Source organism: Streptomyces rubellus (genome assembly GCF_036323805.1).
Taxonomy (GTDB): Bacteria; Actinomycetota; Actinomycetes; order Streptomycetales; family Streptomycetaceae; genus Streptomyces.
In genome coordinates this window covers 75,444-92,454 of sequence record NZ_JAZDCX010000010.1, presented here as the reverse complement: position 1 = coordinate 92,454, position 17,011 = coordinate 75,444, and the positions used below count along the sequence as shown (strand labels likewise).

At 73.3% G+C, this 17,011-nt stretch carries 14 protein-coding genes; 8 read left to right on the top strand and 6 right to left on the bottom strand.

What is annotated here, in order from left to right; all coding sequences use genetic code 11:
• Nucleotides 1–114 precede the first annotated feature (114 nt).
• The 5 genes from V1L54_RS13810 (at nt 115) to V1L54_RS13790 (ending at nt 6,930) form a co-directional block, all read left to right on the top strand.
• Nucleotides 115–1,428 (top strand): sensor histidine kinase, encoded by a 1,314-nt coding sequence (locus V1L54_RS13810; protein WP_330118283.1) that lies wholly within the window; start codon nt 115–117, stop codon nt 1,426–1,428.
• A gap of 187 nt (nt 1,429–1,615) precedes the next feature.
• Nucleotides 1,616–2,941 carry a sensor histidine kinase gene (locus tag V1L54_RS13805; RefSeq protein ID WP_330118282.1) on the top strand — a complete coding sequence of 442 codons (1,326 nt, stop codon included), beginning with the start codon at nt 1,616–1,618 and terminating at the stop codon, nt 2,939–2,941.
• A 132-nt stretch (nt 2,942–3,073) separates the two neighbouring features.
• Entirely contained in the window at nt 3,074–3,733 is a 660-nt protein-coding gene (locus tag V1L54_RS13800; protein ID WP_330118425.1) for a response regulator transcription factor, read from the top strand.
• 184 nt (nt 3,734–3,917) lie between these two features.
• On the top strand, nt 3,918–5,828 hold the full coding sequence (locus tag V1L54_RS13795) for a 2-oxoacid:acceptor oxidoreductase subunit alpha (protein WP_330118281.1): 1,911 nt from the start codon (nt 3,918–3,920) through the stop codon (nt 5,826–5,828).
• Nucleotides 5,821–6,930 (top strand): 2-oxoacid:ferredoxin oxidoreductase subunit beta, encoded by a 1,110-nt coding sequence (locus V1L54_RS13790; protein ID WP_330118280.1) that lies wholly within the window; start codon nt 5,821–5,823, stop codon nt 6,928–6,930. Before V1L54_RS13795 ends, V1L54_RS13790 begins: the two co-directional genes overlap by 8 nt.
• Before the next feature lie 40 nt (nt 6,931–6,970).
• Here the strand turns inward: V1L54_RS13790 and V1L54_RS13785 are convergent, their stop codons facing one another.
• Nucleotides 6,971–7,480, bottom strand: coding sequence for an ATP-binding protein (locus V1L54_RS13785; protein WP_330118279.1), 510 nt, complete (start codon nt 7,478–7,480; stop codon nt 6,971–6,973).
• A gap of 340 nt (nt 7,481–7,820) precedes the next feature.
• On the opposite strand from V1L54_RS13785, the gene rarD reads away from it, so the two are divergent.
• Together rarD and V1L54_RS13775 are read left to right on the top strand one after the other, a co-directional pair.
• On the top strand, nt 7,821–8,789 hold the full coding sequence (gene rarD, locus V1L54_RS13780; RefSeq protein WP_443076630.1) for an EamA family transporter RarD: 969 nt from the start codon (nt 7,821–7,823) through the stop codon (nt 8,787–8,789).
• Between the two features lie 166 nt (nt 8,790–8,955).
• Nucleotides 8,956–10,347 (top strand): M28 family peptidase, encoded by a 1,392-nt coding sequence (locus V1L54_RS13775; protein WP_330118277.1) that lies wholly within the window; start codon nt 8,956–8,958, stop codon nt 10,345–10,347.
• Between the two features lie 435 nt (nt 10,348–10,782).
• On the opposite strand, the gene V1L54_RS13770 is transcribed toward V1L54_RS13775, so the two are convergent.
• A complete protein-coding gene (locus tag V1L54_RS13770; RefSeq protein WP_330118276.1) occupies nt 10,783–11,433 on the bottom strand; it encodes a CGNR zinc finger domain-containing protein in 651 nt (216 codons plus the stop codon).
• Between the two features lie 152 nt (nt 11,434–11,585).
• On the opposite strand from V1L54_RS13770, the gene V1L54_RS13765 reads away from it, so the two are divergent.
• The gene (locus tag V1L54_RS13765; protein WP_330118275.1) at nt 11,586–12,071 is read left to right on the top strand and encodes a VOC family protein; all 486 of its coding nucleotides are present in this window, start codon (nt 11,586–11,588) and stop codon (nt 12,069–12,071) included.
• A gap of 50 nt (nt 12,072–12,121) precedes the next feature.
• Here V1L54_RS13765 and V1L54_RS13760 read toward each other — a convergent pair whose 3' ends face one another.
• The 4 genes from V1L54_RS13760 to V1L54_RS13745 form a co-directional block, all read right to left on the bottom strand.
• Nucleotides 12,122–13,129 carry an ABC transporter permease gene (locus V1L54_RS13760; RefSeq protein WP_443076620.1) on the bottom strand — a complete coding sequence of 336 codons (1,008 nt, stop codon included), beginning with the start codon at nt 13,127–13,129 and terminating at the stop codon, nt 12,122–12,124.
• Nucleotides 13,116–14,120, bottom strand: a complete 1,005-nt coding sequence (locus V1L54_RS13755; protein WP_443076619.1) for an ABC transporter ATP-binding protein — start codon at nt 14,118–14,120, stop codon at nt 13,116–13,118. Before V1L54_RS13755 ends, V1L54_RS13760 begins: the two co-directional genes overlap by 14 nt.
• Before the next feature lie 112 nt (nt 14,121–14,232).
• Nucleotides 14,233–15,465 carry a LolA family protein gene (locus V1L54_RS13750; protein WP_330118272.1) on the bottom strand — a complete coding sequence of 411 codons (1,233 nt, stop codon included), beginning with the start codon at nt 15,463–15,465 and terminating at the stop codon, nt 14,233–14,235.
• 354 nt (nt 15,466–15,819) lie between these two features.
• On the bottom strand, nt 15,820–16,830 hold the full coding sequence (locus V1L54_RS13745; protein ID WP_330118271.1) for a polyprenyl synthetase family protein: 1,011 nt from the start codon (nt 16,828–16,830) through the stop codon (nt 15,820–15,822).
• Nucleotides 16,831–17,011 lie beyond the last annotated feature (181 nt).

Here is a 17,011-nt window from a genome sequence, read left to right as displayed (position 1 = left end):
GCCCTGGACCGCCCTCCCGGGCCGCCCGGTGTGCCCGAAGGTGGGGACAACCCCACCTCCCGCCCACCCACGCACCCCATGGCGGCGCGTTCCCGCGCGCGGCAGGCTGGGCCCATGACCGCGAGCCCTGCGTCCTCCCCCCGCGCCCGGGACGGCGATCCGCCGCCCGCCGGGCGCACCCGGCACACCACCGGCCCCGGGCCCGGCGGCGGCCACCGCGACGGGCGGGACGGCCCGGGCCGGCGGAACGACGGGCTGCCCCCGCCACGGGCCGCGCTCACCGCGGGGACCTGGAAGGAGATCGCGCATCTCCTGCTCAACCTGCCGGTGGATCTCGCCGGCTTCGTCTTCGTCAGCGTGTGGATCTACTCCGGCGCGCTGCTGTCGGTCACGGTGGTCGGACTGCCCGTGCTGGCGTTCGGCCTGGTCGGCTGCCGCGGGCTGGGCAGGCTGGAGCGGGCCCGGGCGCGGAGACTGCTGGACGTGCAGATCGACGAGCCGACGCCGATCCGGCGCCGGTCGCACGGCGGTTTCCTCCCCTGGCTGTGGGCGACGCTGAAGGACCCGGTCGGCTGGCGCACCGCGCTCTACTTCTTCCTCCGGCTCCCCTGGGGGGCCGCCACCTTCGCGGTCACCCTCGCCGCCCTCTTCGTCGCCTGGCCCGTCCTGCCCTGGCTGGCGCGCGGGCTGACCCTCGCGGACCGGGCCATGGTGCGGGGACTGCTGTCGCCGTCGGACGAGCTGGAGCGGCGGATCGCGGAGCTGGAGTCGGACCGGCGGACGGTGACCGACACCGCCTCCGCCGACCTGCGCCGCATCGAACGCGACCTCCACGACGGCGCCCAGGCCCGCCTCGTCGCCCTCGCCATGGACCTCGGCCTCGCCAAGGAAAAACTCCTCGAAGACCCCGAAACCGCCGCCAAAATGGTCGACGAAGCCCACGGCGAAGTAAAACTCGCCCTCGCCGAACTCCGCGACCTCGCCCGCGGCATCCACCCCGCCATCCTCACCGACCGCGGCCTGGGCCCCGCCCTGTCCAACCTCGCCGCCCGCTGCACCGTCCCCACCACCATCACCACCGACCTGCCCACCCGCCCCGCCCCCGCCATCGAAGGCATCGCCTACTTCACCGTCTCCGAACTCCTCCAGAACATCAGCAAACACAGCCACGCCACCCACGCCACCGTCGACCTCTGGCACACCGACGACCGCCTCCTCATCCAGATCACCGACAACGGCCACGGCGGCGCCACCACCGAAGGCGGCACCGGACTGGCCGGACTCGCCGAACGCCTCGACTCCGTCGACGGACTCCTCCTCCTCGACTCCCCCACCGGCGGACCCACCACCATCACCGCCGAACTCCCCTGGCGGGAGAGGGACGGGAGCGACGAGCGGGACCGGGGCACCGGGGGCCGGGGGAGCTGACCCGCCGCCGGGAGCGCCGGGGCTCCGGGGTGGGGAGAACCCCCGGGCAGGACGCCGACACGCTCCATGGCCCGCCCCTCCCGCACGGCCGACCCTGAAGGAGAACGGCGGACCGCGGCCCGCGGACCGCCCCCGACCCGACCGATCCGGTGCCCGGAGACGGCCCGACCACGAAACGGATGGCCCCATGACCGCCTACGACCACGACGCCCCGGCGCCGGTCCGGCACCGGGTCCCCGCGGTGCTGCGCGCCCCCTTCGCGGGCCGCGCCTGGCGGGAGTTCCTCCACGTCCTGCTCGGCCTGCCGATCGCCACCGCGAGCTTCGCCCTGGCCACCGCCCTGACCGCGGTCGGCGCCGGACTGCTGGTCACCTTCGTCGGGGTGCCCCTGCTGGCCCTCACCCTCATGCTCTTCCGGGGGGTCGGGGTACTGGAGCGGGCCCGCGCCCGGGCGCTGCTGGGCATGGAGATCGACGAGCCGGAGCCGGTCGGTACCGGGCGGCGCGGCAGGGGCGTGGTGGCGTGGACGGGGGCGCTGCTGCGGAGCGGGGCGTCCTGGCGGCACCTGCTGTACGCGTTCCTCCACTTCCCGTGGGCGGTGTTCTCCTTCTGCGTGGTGCTGCCGTTCTGGGCGGTCGGCTGGGGCCTGCTCACCTACCCGCTGTGGGTCTGGGTCCTCCCCACCCACGCCGGGCAGCCCGGCATCCAGGTCTACGGCGAGGCGGGGGGCGACAGCTGGTACCTGGACAGCCCGCCGGAGATCCTCCTCACCTCCGCCGTCGGCCTGGCGGTCGTCCTGGCCGCACCGTGGCTCCTGCGCGGGCTGACCGGGGTGGACCGGGTGATGGTGCGGGGACTGCTCGGCCCCTCCGAGCTGACCACCCGGATGCGGGAGCTGGAGTCGGACCGGCGGACGGTGACCGACACCGCCTCCGCCGACCTGCGCCGCATCGAACGCGACCTCCACGACGGCGCCCAGGCCCGCCTCGTCGCCCTCGCCATGGACCTCGGCCTCGCCAAGGAAAAACTCCTCGAAGACCCCGAAACCGCCGCCAAAATGGTCGACGAAGCCCACGGCGAAGTAAAACTCGCCCTCGCCGAACTCCGCGACCTCGCCCGCGGCATCCACCCCGCCATCCTCACCGACCGCGGCCTGGGCCCCGCCCTGTCCAACCTCGCCGCCCGCTGCACCGTCCCCACCACCATCACCACCGACCTGCCCACCCGCCCCGCCCCCGCCATCGAAGGCATCGCCTACTTCACCGTCTCCGAACTCCTCCAGAACATCAGCAAACACAGCCACGCCACCCACGCCACCGTCGACCTCTGGCACACCGACGACCGCCTCCTCATCCAGATCACCGACAACGGCCACGGCGGCGCCACCACCGAAGGCGGCACCGGACTGGCCGGACTCGCCGAACGCCTCGACTCCGTCGACGGACTCCTCCTCCTCGACTCCCCCACCGGCGGACCCACCACCATCACCGCCGAACTCCCCTGGCGGACCTGACCGCCCCGCGGCACGCCGCGTCCTCACCCTTCCGCACAACCCGTTCTCCACCGGGGTCCGGATCCTGGAATGCTGGGGCCAGGATTCCGGACTGTTGGGGGGCCGTGGACCGTGGTGGACGAGGAGGACAAGGTGCGGGTGGTCATCGCCGAGGACTCGGTGCTGCTCCGGGAGGGCCTGACCCGCCTCCTGAGCGACCGGGGCCACGAGGTCGTCGCGGGTGTCGGCGACGGTGAGGCACTGGTGAAGGTCGTCGGCGAGCTGGCCGACACCGGGGAGCTGCCGGACGTGGTGGTGGCGGACGTACGGATGCCGCCGACGCACACCGACGAGGGACTGCGGGCGGCCATCCGGCTGCGCGCCGACCACCCGGACCTGGCGGTGCTGGTGCTGTCGCAGTACGTCGAGGAGCAGTACGCCACCGAGCTGCTGGCCGGGTCCAGCCGGGGGGTGGGCTATCTGCTGAAGGACCGGGTGGCCGAGGTGCGCGAGTTCGTCGACGCGGTGGTCCGGGTGGCCCGGGGCGGCACCGCGCTCGACCCGGAGGTGGTCGCCCAGCTGCTGGGCCGCAGCCGCAAGCAGGACGTGCTGGCGGGGCTCACCCCGCGGGAGCGCGAGGTGCTGGGGCTGATGGCGGAGGGTCGTACGAACTCCGCGATCGCCCGGCAGCTCGTGGTCAGCGACGGCGCGGTGGAGAAGCACGTCAGCAACATCTTCATGAAGCTGGGGCTCGCGCAGAGCGACGGCGACCACCGCCGGGTGCTGGCGGTGCTGACCTACCTCAGGTCGTAGGGAGGTCGTGGAGCGCCGTCCGCGGACCCGGTGCCGAACCGGGGGACGGCGGTGCGGCCGGAACAGGACGCCCACTGTGGGTGTCGTCTCATTTGGCCGTCCAGCATGCGATCTGCAGCAGGAAGGTCACCCTTACCCACGTACGATGGCTGACGAGCCGACGCCTCAAGGGAGGTCCCGTCCAGTGACCAGCCAGGTCAGCAACCCCACCGACCAGCAGCGCCCGCCCGGCTCGACGGCCAAGGAGGTCCGGCGCCTGGAGCGGGTCGTCATCCGCTTCGCCGGCGACTCCGGTGACGGCATGCAGCTGACCGGTGACCGGTTCACCTCCGAGACGGCGTCGTTCGGCAACGACCTGTCCACGCTGCCCAACTTCCCGGCCGAGATCCGGGCCCCGGCCGGCACCCTGCCGGGTGTCTCCTCGTTCCAGCTGCACTTCGCCGACCACGACATCCTCACCCCCGGCGACGCGCCGAACGTGCTGGTGGCGATGAATCCGGCCGCCCTGAAGGCGAACCTCGCCGACCTGCCGCGGGGCGCGGAGCTCATCGTCAACACCGACGAGTTCACCAAGCGGGCCATGGCCAAGGTCGGCTACACCGCCAACCCGCTGGAGGACGGCTCGCTGGAGGCGTACCGGGTCCACCCGGTGCCGCTGACCACGCTGACGCTGGAGGCGCTGAAGGAGTCCGGGCTGGCCCGCCGGGACGCCGAGCGGGCGAAGAACATGTTCGCGCTGGGCCTGCTGAGCTGGATGTACCACCGGCCCACCCAGAGCACCGAGTCCTTCCTGCGCAAGAAGTTCGCCAAGAAGCCGGAGGTGGCCGAGGCGAACGTCACCGCCTTCCGGGCGGGGTGGAACTTCGGCGAGACCACCGAGGACTTCGCCGTCTCCTACGAGGTGGCGCCCGCCTCGGCGGCCTTCCCGGCGGGCACCTACCGCAACATCTCCGGCAACCTCGCGCTGTCCTACGGACTGGTCGCCGCGTCTCAGCAGGCGGACCTGCCGCTGTTCCTGGGCTCGTACCCGATCACCCCGGCCTCGGACATCCTGCACGAGCTGAGCAAGCACAAGAACTTCGGCGTGCGCACCTTCCAGGCCGAGGACGAGATCGCCGGCATCGGCGCGGCGCTGGGCGCGGCCTTCGGCGGCTCGCTGGCCGTGACCACCACCTCCGGCCCCGGTGTCGCGCTGAAGTCGGAGACCATCGGCCTGGCCGTCTCCCTGGAGCTGCCACTGCTGATCGTGGACATCCAGCGCGGCGGCCCCTCCACCGGGCTGCCCACCAAGACCGAGCAGGCCGACCTGCTGCAGGCGATGTACGGGCGCAACGGCGAGGCCCCGGTGCCGATCGTGGCCCCGGCCACCCCCGGCGACTGCTTCACCGCCGCCCTGGACGCCGCCCGGATCGCGCTGACCTACCGCACTCCGGTGTTCCTGCTCTCCGACGGCTACCTGGCCAACGGCTCCGAGCCGTGGCGCGTCCCGGAGCCGGACGAGCTGCCCGACCTGCGGGTGCGCTTCGCCTCCGGCCCCAACCACACCACCGCCGAGGGCACCGAGGTCTTCTGGCCCTACAAGCGCGATCCGCAGACCCTGGCCCGCCCCTGGGCGGTGCCGGGCACCCCGGGCCTGGAGCACCGCATCGGCGGCATCGAGAAGCAGGACGGCACGGGCAACATCTCCTACGACCCGGCCAACCACGACTTCATGGTCCGCACCCGCCAGGCCAAGGTGGACGGCATCGAGGTGCCGGACGCCGTCGTGGACGACCCGGCCGGGGACGCCCGGCTGCTGGTGCTGGGCTGGGGCTCCACCTACGGGCCGATCACCGCCGCGGTGCGCCGGCTGCGCGCCGCCGGGGAGAAGGTCGCCCAGACCCATCTGCGCCACCTCAACCCCTTCCCCGGGAATCTCGGCGAGGTGCTCGGGCGCTACGACAAGGTGGTGATCCCCGAGATGAACCTCGGCCAGCTCGCCACCCTCGTCCGCGCCAAGTACCTGGTCGACGCCCGGTCCCACACGCAGGTGACCGGCCTGCCGTTCAAGGCCGAGCAACTCGCCACCGTTCTGAAGGAGGCCCTCGATGGCTGAGACCGCGGCGGAGGCGCCCGCGTCCGCGCCGAACCCGGCGTACCAGGCGCTCTCCCTGGTCCCCAAGGCCGACGGCAAGCAGACCATGAAGGACTTCAAGTCCGACCAGGAGGTCCGCTGGTGCCCCGGCTGCGGCGACTACGCCGTCCTGGCCGCCGTGCAGGGCTTCATGCCCGAGCTCGGGCTGGCGAAGGAGAACATCGTCTTCGTCTCCGGCATCGGCTGCTCCTCCCGTTTCCCGTACTACATGAACACCTACGGGATGCACTCCATCCACGGGCGCGCCCCGGCCATCGCCACCGGGCTGGCCGCCTCCCGGCAGGACCTGTCGGTGTGGGTGGTCACCGGTGACGGCGACGCGCTGTCCATCGGCGGCAACCACCTCATCCACGCCCTGCGCCGCAACGTCAACCTCAAGATCCTGCTGTTCAACAACCGGATCTACGGTCTGACCAAGGGCCAGTACAGCCCCACCTCCGAGGTCGGCAAGATCACCAAGTCGACGCCGATGGGCTCACTGGACGCGCCCTTCAACCCGGTCTCGCTGGCGCTGGGCGCGGAGGCGTCCTTCGTGGCCCGCACCGTGGACTCCGACCGCAAGCACCTCACGAGCGTGCTGCGGGCCGCCGCCGACCACCCGGGCACCGCGCTGGTGGAGATCTACCAGAACTGCAACATCTTCAACGACGGCGCCTTCGACGCGCTCAAGGACAAGGAGCGGGCGCTGGAGGCGGTGATCCGCCTGGAGCACGGGCAGCCGATCCGCTTCGGCGCGCCCGCGGAGGACGGGCTGGGCTCCAAGGGGGTCGTCCGCGACCCGGCCACCGGCGATCTGCGGGTCGTGGACGTGACGGTGGAGGGGACCGGCGGCGTGCTGGTGCACGACGCCCACGCCGACTCCCCGACCACCGCCTTCGCCCTCTCCCGGCTCGCCGACGCCGACACCCTGCACCACACGCCGATCGGGGTGCTGCGCGACGTGCGGCGCCCGGTCTACGACACCCTGATGTCGGACCAGCTGGAGAAGGCCGTGGAGCAGCGGGGCAAGGGTGACCTCGGCGCACTGCTCGCCGGCAACGACACCTGGACGGTCCTGGGCTGATCCGGCGCCGGGCACGCCGCCCGGCGTGCACGTCCGGCGCTCACGGGGAGGGCCGGTCCCGCTCGGCGGGTCCGGCCCTCCCCGTGCCGTGTCCGGCGGGCCCGGACTCGAACCCGGACTCCCGGGCGGGCTTGAGCTCGAACTCGCACCACACGGTCTTCCCCGGCTCCCCGGGCACCCGTCCGCCGACGCCCCAGGCGTCGGCGAGCGCGTCCACCAGCAGCAGTCCGCGCCCGCCCTCCTCGTGCAGTCCCGGCCGGCGGACGCACGGACGCCCGGCGCCCCGGTCCCGCACCTCCATCCGCAGGACGCCCCGCCTCGGCAGCGTCAGCCGTACGCGGAAGCGGTCACCGGACGGCATGCCGTGCCGCACGGCGTTCGTGGCCAGCTCCGACACGCACAGCCGTACCTCCTCCTCGCGCTCCGTCACCCCCCAGTCATCCAGCACCTCCCCGACGAACTCCCGCGCGGCATGGACGGAACGGCCGCTGAGCTGGAACACCTTCTCCCGGGGAGAAGGTGGTGAAGCCATCCGGCTGGTATCACCCATGGTCGCTCTCCGTCATGAGGAATGACCACAACGTCCGTCCGCACGCGGGCGTACGGGTGCGCTCACGAACGGATACGGGCGGAAGCAGGAAGGTGTTCAGTTGCCTGCGCACACGATTCACAGGAGGCGCGGGCTCTACGGGCGTACGCCGGTGGACCACCGGACCGGGCAGCACATCAGCCGTCAGGACCGTATGACGAAACGGAAATGACAGCGGCGGTGTGGCGCGTTACCTTCATCGGGTCGGCCCGCCGGGGCCGGCCGCCAGTCCGGAGGAGGAGCCTTGGAGTCGCACGGCGAGCACCGCACAGGCCTGTTGTTCGGCTTCGCGGCCTACGGGATGTGGGGGTTGCTCCCGCTGTACTGGCACGCGCTGGAGCCCGCCGGCGCCCTGGAGGTCCTGGCCCACCGGATGGCGTGGTCGCTGCCCACCGCCCTGGTCATCCTGGCCCTGCTGCGCCGCTGGTCGTGGGTGGGGCCGCTGCTGCGCGAACCGCGCAGGCTCGCCCTGGTGGTCCTGGCCGCCACCCTGATCTCGGTCAACTGGGGCCTGTTCATCTGGGCCGTCACGGTCGACAAGGTCCTCGAGGCCTCGCTCGGGTACTTCATCAACCCGCTCATATCCATCGCCTTCGGCGTCCTGCTGCTGCGCGAGCGGCTGCGCCCGGCCCAGTGGGGGGCCGTGGGCATCGGGGTGGCGGCGGTGGCGGTGATGGCCTCCGCCTACGGCCGGGTGCCCTGGGTCTCGCTCACCCTGGCCGTCACCTTCGCCCTCTACGGGCTGCTCAAGAAGCGCATCGGACTGGACGGAGTGGCGGGCTTCGGCGCCGAGACGGCCGTGCAGTTCCTGCCCGCGGTCGGCGTGCTGGCCTTCCTGGGCACCCGGGGCGAGTCCACCTTCACCGCCGAGGGTTCCGGGCACATGCTGCTGCTCTCCTTCGCCGGACTGGCCACCGCGCTGCCGCTGATCTTCTTCGGCGCGGCGGCCGTACGGCTGCCGCTGTCCACGATCGGCCTGCTGCAGTACCTGGCGCCCGCCTCGATGTTCCTGCTGGGGCTGCTGGCCTTCGACGAGGCGATGCCGCCCGAGCGGTGGGCGGGCTTCATCCTCGTCTGGGCGGCGCTGTGCCTGCTGACCTGGGACGCCCTGCGCACCGCGCGCCGCTCGCGGGTACGGCTGCGGGCCGCGGCGGCCACAGCGGCTCCGGCGACTCCGGCGACTCCGGCGGTCGCAGCCGGGAAGCAGCAGCCGGGCTCCGCGCCGGCCCGACCGGACGGGACGGCCGAGGAACTCACCCGAAAGGCGTAACGGGCGCACCGCCGCGCCCCGGTGCGGCGGGCCACCGCCCGGGCCCGGGTGGCATCCCGTCTCACCTTGCCCGATATTCAGTAAGGAATGTCCGGGTTGCGTCCTTGACGGTGTGTCGGCGGCCCTTCAGCATCATGCCCACCTCATCCCCCCACAGGAGGCATCGATGTTCACCCGCTCCGTCCGGCGGCATCCCCGAAGAACTCCTCCGCGCCGGGCCGGCGCGGCCGGCGTGCTCGCGGCCGGGCTGCTCGTCACGTCCGCCCCGGCCGCCACGGCCGGCGTGCTCGCGGCCGGGCCCCCCACCGCGTCCACCGCGCTCGCCGCGGCCGGACCCGCCCCGTCCGGCGCCGCACCGGCCGCCGAGGCGCCGGACATCCCGCTCTCCGCCGTCAAGGGCCGGCTGTCGCGCCTCCAGTCGATCGCCTCGGCCAACGGCGGCGACCGCGCCCACGGCAGCCCCGGCTACCGCGCCGCACTCGACCACATCCGGAGCGAGCTGGACGCCGCGGGCTACACCACCTCCGTACAGCGGTTCACCGCCGGCGGCACCACCGGCTACAACCTGATCGCCGACTGGCCCGGCGGCAGTCCCGACGAGATCCTCATGGCCGGGGCCCATCTGGACTCGGTCTCCGGGGGCGCGGGCGTCAACGACAACGGCTCCGGCTCCGCCGCCGTCCTGGAGACCGCGCTGGCCGTGGCCCGCACCGGGTTCCAGCCGGACAAGCACCTGCGGTTCGCCTGGTGGGGAGCCGAGGAACTGGGCATGCTCGGCTCGCGGCACCACGTCGGCGGCCTCTCCGCCGCGGAACGGTCGAGGATCAGCGGCTATCTCAACTTCGACATGATCGGCTCCCCCAACGCGGGCTACTTCGTCTACGACGACGATCCGCGGATCGAGCGGGTCTTCCAGGACTGGTTCACGGCGGCGGGAGTGCCCACCGAGATCTCGACCGAGGCCGACGGGCGTTCGGACCACGCTCCGTTCGCCGACGCGGGCATACCCGTCGGTGGCCTGTTCACCGGTGCCGGACGGATCAAGACGGCCGCCCAGGCGCGGAAGTGGGGCGGCACCGCGGGGCAGGCCTTCGACCCCTGCTACCACTCCGCCTGCGACACCGAGGCCAACATCGACGACACCGCGCTGGACCGCAACAGCGACGCCCTGGCCCACGCGGTGTGGACGCTCGGCACCGGCGCCGACGAACCGGGCCGGGTGTTCGAGAGCACCGAGAAGTCGGCCATACCCGACGGCGGTCCCGCCGTGGAGTCCCCGATCCGCGTCACCGGGCCGGCCGGGAACGCCCCGGGCGACCTGCGGATCGGCGTCGACATCAGGCACGGTTACCGAGGTGATCTCGTCGTCGGCCTGGTGGCTCCGGACGGCGGCACCACGCGGCTGAAGAGCGCGGGCTTCGACTCGGGCGACGACCTGGTCGCCACCTACACCGTCGACGCCTCCGCCGCACCGGCCGCGGGCGTGTGGAAGCTCCGCGTCCGGGACGCCCACCGGCAGGACACCGGCCATCTCGCCGGCTGGTGGCTCGGCTTCTGACGGCTCCGGCCGTTCGCTCCGCCGGTGTTGGTGGACGCCCGGGGGCGTCCACCAACACCGGCTCGCACGACCTCACCGGGCCGTCGTCCCGCCCGAGCCGCCCCGGCCCGGTGAGCCTCCCCGGCCACCGGCCCGTCCGGGCCCGAGCGGGCGGGCGCCGTCCCGGGCACCGTCCGCCGGTGTCCGCTCCGGCGGACGTGCTCGCCGGTGCCGGCCGGCCGCTCCTCGCGGCGGCGGGGCAGCCTCCGGCGGCCACCGGCCGTCCCCGCGCCGACGGGGGAGGGCCGGTGAGCGGTGGGCCGCCCGGCGGTTCCGGACGGGTCGTCGGCCGGGAGGCTCACCCGGCCGGGGCGCGTCCCTCACCGGCCGCTCCTCACCGGTCCCGTACGGTGCGGCACCGGCCGACGGCCCCGGCGCGTCCCGCGGACGCGTTCCTCACTCCCCTTCGCTCCCCCGCTCCCCCTGCTCCTCACGCCGGGCGCGCAGCGCCCGGACCTTGTGGCGGTTGCCGCAGCGCTCCATCGAGCACCAACGGCGGCGGCCGGGCCGTGAGGTGTCCACGAAGACCAGGTGACAGCCGTCGGCGGCGCACTCCCGCACCCGGTGGGCGTACGGGCCGCCGAACAGGTCGACCGCGTCGCGCGCCACCGTCGAGAGCAGCCGCGCGCCCGTCGCGGCCGGTCCCCAGTCCCGGCTCCAGCCCGCGCCGCCGCCGCTCCGCCGTCCCTCCGCACGCAGCAGCCTCGGGGACAGCGGCGGGCCGGCCGCGGTGGCGTTGACCACCGCCACGTCGGCCTCGCGCGGCACCCGGCCGTGTGCCTGGTCCACGGCCATCCGCCACAGCGCGGCCCGCAGCTCCCTGGCCGCGGCCAGCTCCGCCTCCGTCACCTCGACCGAGGGCGAGGGGCGCAGCCGGGACCGGGCGGCCCAGACCGCCAGGTTCGCCGGCTCGCGCAGCACCTCGTAGTGGGGGTACCTCGCCGATCCGCCCGTGGGCAGCAGTTCCAGGCACAGCGCTCCGGGGTCGAAGCGGTAGGGCACTCCTTCGGGTGAGTGCAGCACCAGACCTGTTGCGGGCTCTTCCATGTAACCACTATAAACAGTTACAGGAAATCGGGGGCCGGTGGAGCCGGATTCCGGCGGAAGCCCCGGCACGGTACGGGAGAGGGGCAGGCATGTCAGGCGCGGCAGGCACGACAGGCGCGGCAGGCACGACGGGCACGACAGGCGTGGCGGACATGACGGACACGACGGACGAGGCACGGGAGACGCGGGAGGTGCTCGGCTGGAAGCTCGTGGTCGACTGCGCGGACCCGCATCGGCAGGCCGACTTCTGGGCGGCGGCCCTGGGATACGAGGTGGAGAACCACGGCGTCCTGATCGATCGGCTGCTCGGCTCCGGCGTGATCGGGCAGGATCTCCTCATGGAGCACCGCGGCCACCGGGTCTGGCGTCACGCGGCAGCCGCACGCCACCCGCAGGACCCGGTCGAGGAGTCGAGCGGCACGGGGCTGGGGCGGCGGCTGCTCTTCCTTCGGGTGCCGGAGCCCAAGGCGGGCAAGAACCGCCTGCACATCGATGTCCACGCCGGCCCCGGACGGCGTGCGGAGACGGTGGCACGGCTCACGGAGCTGGGAGCGGCGGTCATACGGCAGGTGAAGGAGCCCGGCGGGGAGTGGACCGTCATGGCGGATCCGGAGGGGAACGAGTTCTGCGTGGCGTGATTCCCGCCGCTTCCCCCCTCCCCGGGCGGCTCTCCCGGAGCGGCCCCTGATCAGACCGTGATGTCCCGGTTGGTGAAGCGGGCCCAGGCCGCGGAGCCGAAGACGGCCACGTACAGCCCCTGGAGGCCGAGGTTGTCCAGCAGGTCGTCCCAGTAGACGGGATCCCTCAGAAGGTCCGCGAAGGACATCCAGTGGTGCGGGAAGAGATAGGGGTGGACCATGTCGAGCTGCGGGATCGCGCCGACGATCTGCACGGCGATCAGCAGACCGACGGTGGTGGCCATGGCGGCGACCCCGCTGTTGGTGAGAGTGGAGACGAACAGTCCCAGGGCCGCCAGGCCGGCCAGCGAGGCGGCCACCGCGACCGCTGTGGCCAGTGCTCTCAGCAGCCCCTCGGTGAAGGGGACGGTCGTCCCGGACAGCAGGGTCACGTCTCCCAGGGGGAAGAGGAGGGCGCCCACGGCCAGCGCGGAGAGCGCCACGGTCAGGGTCGCCGCCAGACAGAAGACCAGGACGGCGGTGAACTTGGCGAGCAGCAGCCGGGTACGTCCGGCCGGGGCGACCAGCAGATAGCGCAGGGTGCCCGCGCCCGCCTCCCCCGCCACCGAGTCGCCCGCGACGACTCCGACCGTCATGGGGAGGAAGAACGGCAGGGTGGCGGCGAGGGCGGTGAAGACCAGGAACAGGCCGTTGTTGGTGATCTGGCCGATGAACGGCGGCCCCTCGCCGCCGCCGTCACCGACCGTACCGCCGTCGCCGGTCTCGATCCTGACGGCGATGCCGACCAGCAGCGGGACACCCGCCAGCACGGCGAGCAGCACCAGGGTCCGCCAGCGGCGGAAGGTGATGCCCAGCTCGCTGCGGAACAGGCCGAGCGACCGGAGCGGTCCGGGGCGGCGCGGAGCGGCGGGTGTCCCGTCCTCCACCGTCCCGGCTCCGGCCCCGGCCCCTGCTGCCCCGGCGCCCGTCGTCCCAGCCCCTGTCGTCCCGGTTCCTGACATCCCTGCTCCCGTCGCCCCGGTCCGCGGCGGTTCCGTCCCCGACTCAGCCCGCGACATCGAAACCCTCTCCGGTCAGTGCCACGAAAGCGTCCTCCAGAGAGGCGCGTTCGGTTCCGAAGGCCCGCACCCGCACTCCGGCGCGTACCAGGGCGGCGTTGAGGTCGGCCGGATCGGGTGGGTCGACGCTCGGCAGCTCACCGGTGACCAGGTCGCCGGCGACGGTCAGCTCGGTCAGGCCGTACTCCGTCAGGACACGGGCGGCGTCCGCGGTGTCGGGGGTGGTGACCGCGAGCCGGCCCCGCGCACCCGCCCCCAGCTCGATCACCCGTCCCTGGGTGATCAGCCGCCCGCCGGTCATCACCGCCACATGCGTACAGACCTGTTCGACCTCGTCCAGCAGATGAGAGGAGAGGAAGACCGTGGTGCCGTCGTCCGCGAGCTCCCGTACGAGGGCGCGGATCTCCCGCATGCCCTGGGGGTCCAGTCCGTTGGTCGGTTCGTCCAGGACCAGCAGCTCACGCGGCTGCAACAGCGCGGCGGCGAGTCCGAGACGCTGCTTCATGCCCAGCGAGTACGTCCGGGCCTTCTTGCGGGCGGCGGCCGTGAGCCCCACCCGTTCCAGGGCCCGCCCCACCCGGGCGGCCCGGGTGCGGGGGTCGGCGGTCGGGTCGGCCGCGTCGAAGCGCAGCAGGTTGTCGCGCCCGGAGAGGAAGCCGTACAGCGCCGGGCCCTCGATCAGCGCACCCACCCTCGGCAGCACCCGCCGGGCCGCGCCGGGCATCGGCTCGCCGAGCAGCCGTGCGCTGCCCGCGCTGGGCTCGATCAGGCCGAGCAGCATCCGGATCGTCGTCGTCTTCCCCGAGCCGTTGGGCCCCAGGAAACCGAAGACGCTGCCCCGCGGCACGGACAGGTCGAGGCCGTCCACGGCGGGCCGGCCGCCGCCGTACCGCTTGGTGAGCCCGCGGGTCTCGATGACCGGGGCCGCTCCGGGCGGTGCCGGTACAGGCTGCGTCGGCACGGACGTGTCCGGTGCGGGCGGTGGCTGCATGGTGCTCCCCGGGGTCGGGCGGGTGTTTCGGTGCGCCGGTGCGCCACCGGCCCCGGTGCTGCCGCCGGAGCGGCGGCGCACCGGCGGCCGACGGCGCCGGGCGGTGGTCCGGTCAGCCTGCCGAGCCCGCGGCCCCGGCGGCCCTGACCAGGCCGTCGCGGGTAACGGCGCCGGCGTACACGGTGCCGTCGTCGGTGATCAGTACGTTGACGAGACGGGTGCTGAAGATCCGGCCGGTACCGAAGTCGCCCTTCACCTCCTCGGTGAAACGGTCGAGGAGTTCACCGGCCTCGGCGGAGTCCGCCTGCGGTCCGGCCCCCGGCAGTTCGGCCCGGACGACCGTGTCCCAGCCCTCGCCGATGAGCTCCAGCCCGGAGGGCAGGCCCTGGCCGTCCTGTCGGTGCTCCCCCTCCCGGTGCTCCCCGCGGCCTTCGGCCCCGGCGCCGTCCCGCGCCCCGTCGAGCCTCTCCTCGGTGACCTCCGCGCCCTTGGGGGGCTTGAAGTCGAAGGTGTCGGCGTCCGGCTTGGCGAAGTCCACCTCGGCGAAGCCCACGTCGAACACGGCCTTGCCCCCGCTCTTGGGGGTGAGGGTGAACTTCAGCGGCACTCCGGTGTCCGCGTCCACCGCGATCCGCACCGAGCCGACCGTGCTCTCCGCGGTCCTGGGCTTGACCAGCAGCCGGTAGGCGTCCTGCCCGGCGACCTTCGCCGTGCCGTCCACGGTGACCGAGGTGGTGCCGTCCACCGCCTTGAGGACCTCCCGGGCGGCCTGCTGCGGGGTGATCCCGGCCGGTCCGGAGGTGCCCCCGGCCCGCTTCCCGTCCTCGTCCGCGCCGCTGTCCCCGTCCCCGTGCGGGCCCTTCTCGGGAAGCACGGTGTGGTGGACGGCGTTGGCGGCGCTGTCGTACGCCCAGACGTCCCTTCCGTTGTGGACGACGCTGTACTCGGCGGCCTTCTCCACGACCGAGATGCGCTGTCTGTCCGGTCCGTCGACGGCGACCCGCAGGGTGTGGGTGCCCGAGGCCAGCTCCATGAGCTTGGCCCGTGGATCGGCGTCCGACCCGTCGTCCGCACCGCTCCCACCGCGGTGACCGCCGCCCATGGCCTGGCCGGCCAGGCCCGGAAGTCCCAGGTCGGTACTGATCCGCACCGTGCCGGACAGTTGCTCGGTCTCCGAGGCGGCGATCCTCGCCACCAGCTCCTCGGCGGTGATCTCCGGCAGATCGGGGTCACCGGCGGAGTTCGCCAGCGCCGGTACGAGTCCGATGGTCACCGCCGCCGCTCCGGCCACCGTGACCGGGACGGCATAGCTCAGCGCCTTCTTGATGGGTCGGGTCTGTGCCATGTGTGCCCATACCTCCGTGATCGACGGCGGTTCGCCCGTGTGTCGCACTCGTCCACCCCTGGCCGCCATTCTCACCCATTCCGGTGCGGGGTGACGGTTCCCATCCCATCAGATTGCTCCGGACAGGGCGTCAGCCGACGGGATCGAGTCGGTGTGATACCGCGGGATGAGGACAGGGCGCTTCTCTCGTCCCGGCGGGCGGAGGACCGGGCCACCCGGCGCTACCACGGGTGTACGGGGCCGGTCGGAGGCCGGCCGGCTCACCACCGCGAACGGGCCGGACCTGGGAGAACTCCCGGGCACAGGGGTGCGGCGCCGGACCTGGCACCGGGGCGTGGGCGCGGCCCGGGCGGCTCAGCCCGCGCGGTGGACCACCGCGTCGCACAGGGAGGAGAGGGCCGTCTTGGCCGCGCAGTCCGGCAGCGGCGCGAGGGTGGCACGGGCTTCGTCCGCATAGCGGACCGTGTCGCGGCGCGCCTCCGCCAGTGCCGGGTGGGCGCGGAGCGCCGCCAGCGCCTCCGCGTGGCGCGCGTCGTCGGTCAGGTCGCCGTCCAGCAGGGCGCACAGGGCGAGGTCCTCCGGCCGGCCGTCCCGGGCCGCGCGGGCGCGCAGATGGAGCACCGGCAGGGTCGCGATGCCCTCGCGCAGGTCCGTGCCCGGCGTCTTGCCGGACTCGTGGGAGTCGCTGGCGATGTCGAGGACGTCGTCCGCCAGCTGGAAGGCGGTGCCGATCCGCTCCCCGTACTGGGTGAGGATGTCGACGACGTCCTCACCCGCGCCGGCCATCAGCGAACCGAGCCGGCCGGCCACCGCGATCAGCGAACCGGTCTTGCCCGCGATCACCTCCAGGTAGTGGGCGACCGGATCGTCGCCCTCGCGCGGCCCGGCCGTCTCCAGGATCTGCCCGGTCACCAGCCGCTCGAAGGCCTCGGCCTGGATGCGGACGGCCTCCGGCCCCAGATCGGCCAGGATGCGCGAGGCCCGGGAGAAGAGGAAGTCCCCGGTGAGGACGGCAACCGAGTTGTCCCAGCGCGCGTTCGCGCTGGGCACGCCCCGCCGTACGTCGGCCTCGTCCATCACGTCGTCGTGGTAGAGGGTCGCCAGATGCGTCAGCTCCACCACCACCGCCGCGGGCACCACCCCCGGGGCGTGCGGATCGCCGAAGCGCGACGCCAGCATCACCAGCAGCGGCCGGAAGCGCTTCCCGCCGGCCTGCACCAGATGACGCGCGGCTTCCGTTATGAACGGCACGCCACTCTTGGTGGCCTCGATGAGGCCCTCCTCGACAGCCGCCAACCCCGCCTGGACATGGGCTTCCAGAGCCTTGTCCCGCACGCTCAGCCCGAAGGGCCCGACGACGGTCACGAGGAGTACTCCTGTCTGCGTACGATCAGCGACCGATCACGCGGCTCGTCGCGGTCGTCCCGGTGTGTCCCCGCACCGTCCGGCCGCTGTCCCCAGCATCATCCCTGGCAGCGTAACCGGTCCCGGGAGGATCACCGCCGCCGCGTACCCCGGTATCCGCCGCCCCCGCGGGCCGCGGCCA

Bases quoted from the DNA above. Each gene is read 5' to 3' on its own strand.
- V1L54_RS13810 (WP_330118283.1), top strand. From the start codon at position 115: ATGACCGCGAGCCCTGCGTCCTCCCCCCGCGCCCGGGACGGCGATCCG.
- V1L54_RS13805 (WP_330118282.1), top strand. From the start codon at position 1,616: ATGACCGCCTACGACCACGACGCCCCGGCGCCGGTCCGGCACCGGGTC.
- V1L54_RS13790 (WP_330118280.1), top strand. From the start codon at position 5,821: ATGGCTGAGACCGCGGCGGAGGCGCCCGCGTCCGCGCCGAACCCGGCG.
- V1L54_RS13785 (WP_330118279.1), bottom strand. From the start codon at position 7,480: ATGGGTGATACCAGCCGGATGGCTTCACCACCTTCTCCCCGGGAGAAG.
- rarD (WP_443076630.1), top strand. From the start codon at position 7,821: ATGTGGGGGTTGCTCCCGCTGTACTGGCACGCGCTGGAGCCCGCCGGC.
- V1L54_RS13775 (WP_330118277.1), top strand. From the start codon at position 8,956: ATGTTCACCCGCTCCGTCCGGCGGCATCCCCGAAGAACTCCTCCGCGC.
- V1L54_RS13770 (WP_330118276.1), bottom strand. From the start codon at position 11,433: ATGGAAGAGCCCGCAACAGGTCTGGTGCTGCACTCACCCGAAGGAGTG.
- V1L54_RS13765 (WP_330118275.1), top strand. From the start codon at position 11,586: ATGACGGACACGACGGACGAGGCACGGGAGACGCGGGAGGTGCTCGGC.
- V1L54_RS13760 (WP_443076620.1), bottom strand. From the start codon at position 13,129: ATGTCGCGGGCTGAGTCGGGGACGGAACCGCCGCGGACCGGGGCGACG.
- V1L54_RS13755 (WP_443076619.1), bottom strand. From the start codon at position 14,120: ATGCAGCCACCGCCCGCACCGGACACGTCCGTGCCGACGCAGCCTGTA.
- V1L54_RS13750 (WP_330118272.1), bottom strand. From the start codon at position 15,465: ATGGCACAGACCCGACCCATCAAGAAGGCGCTGAGCTATGCCGTCCCG.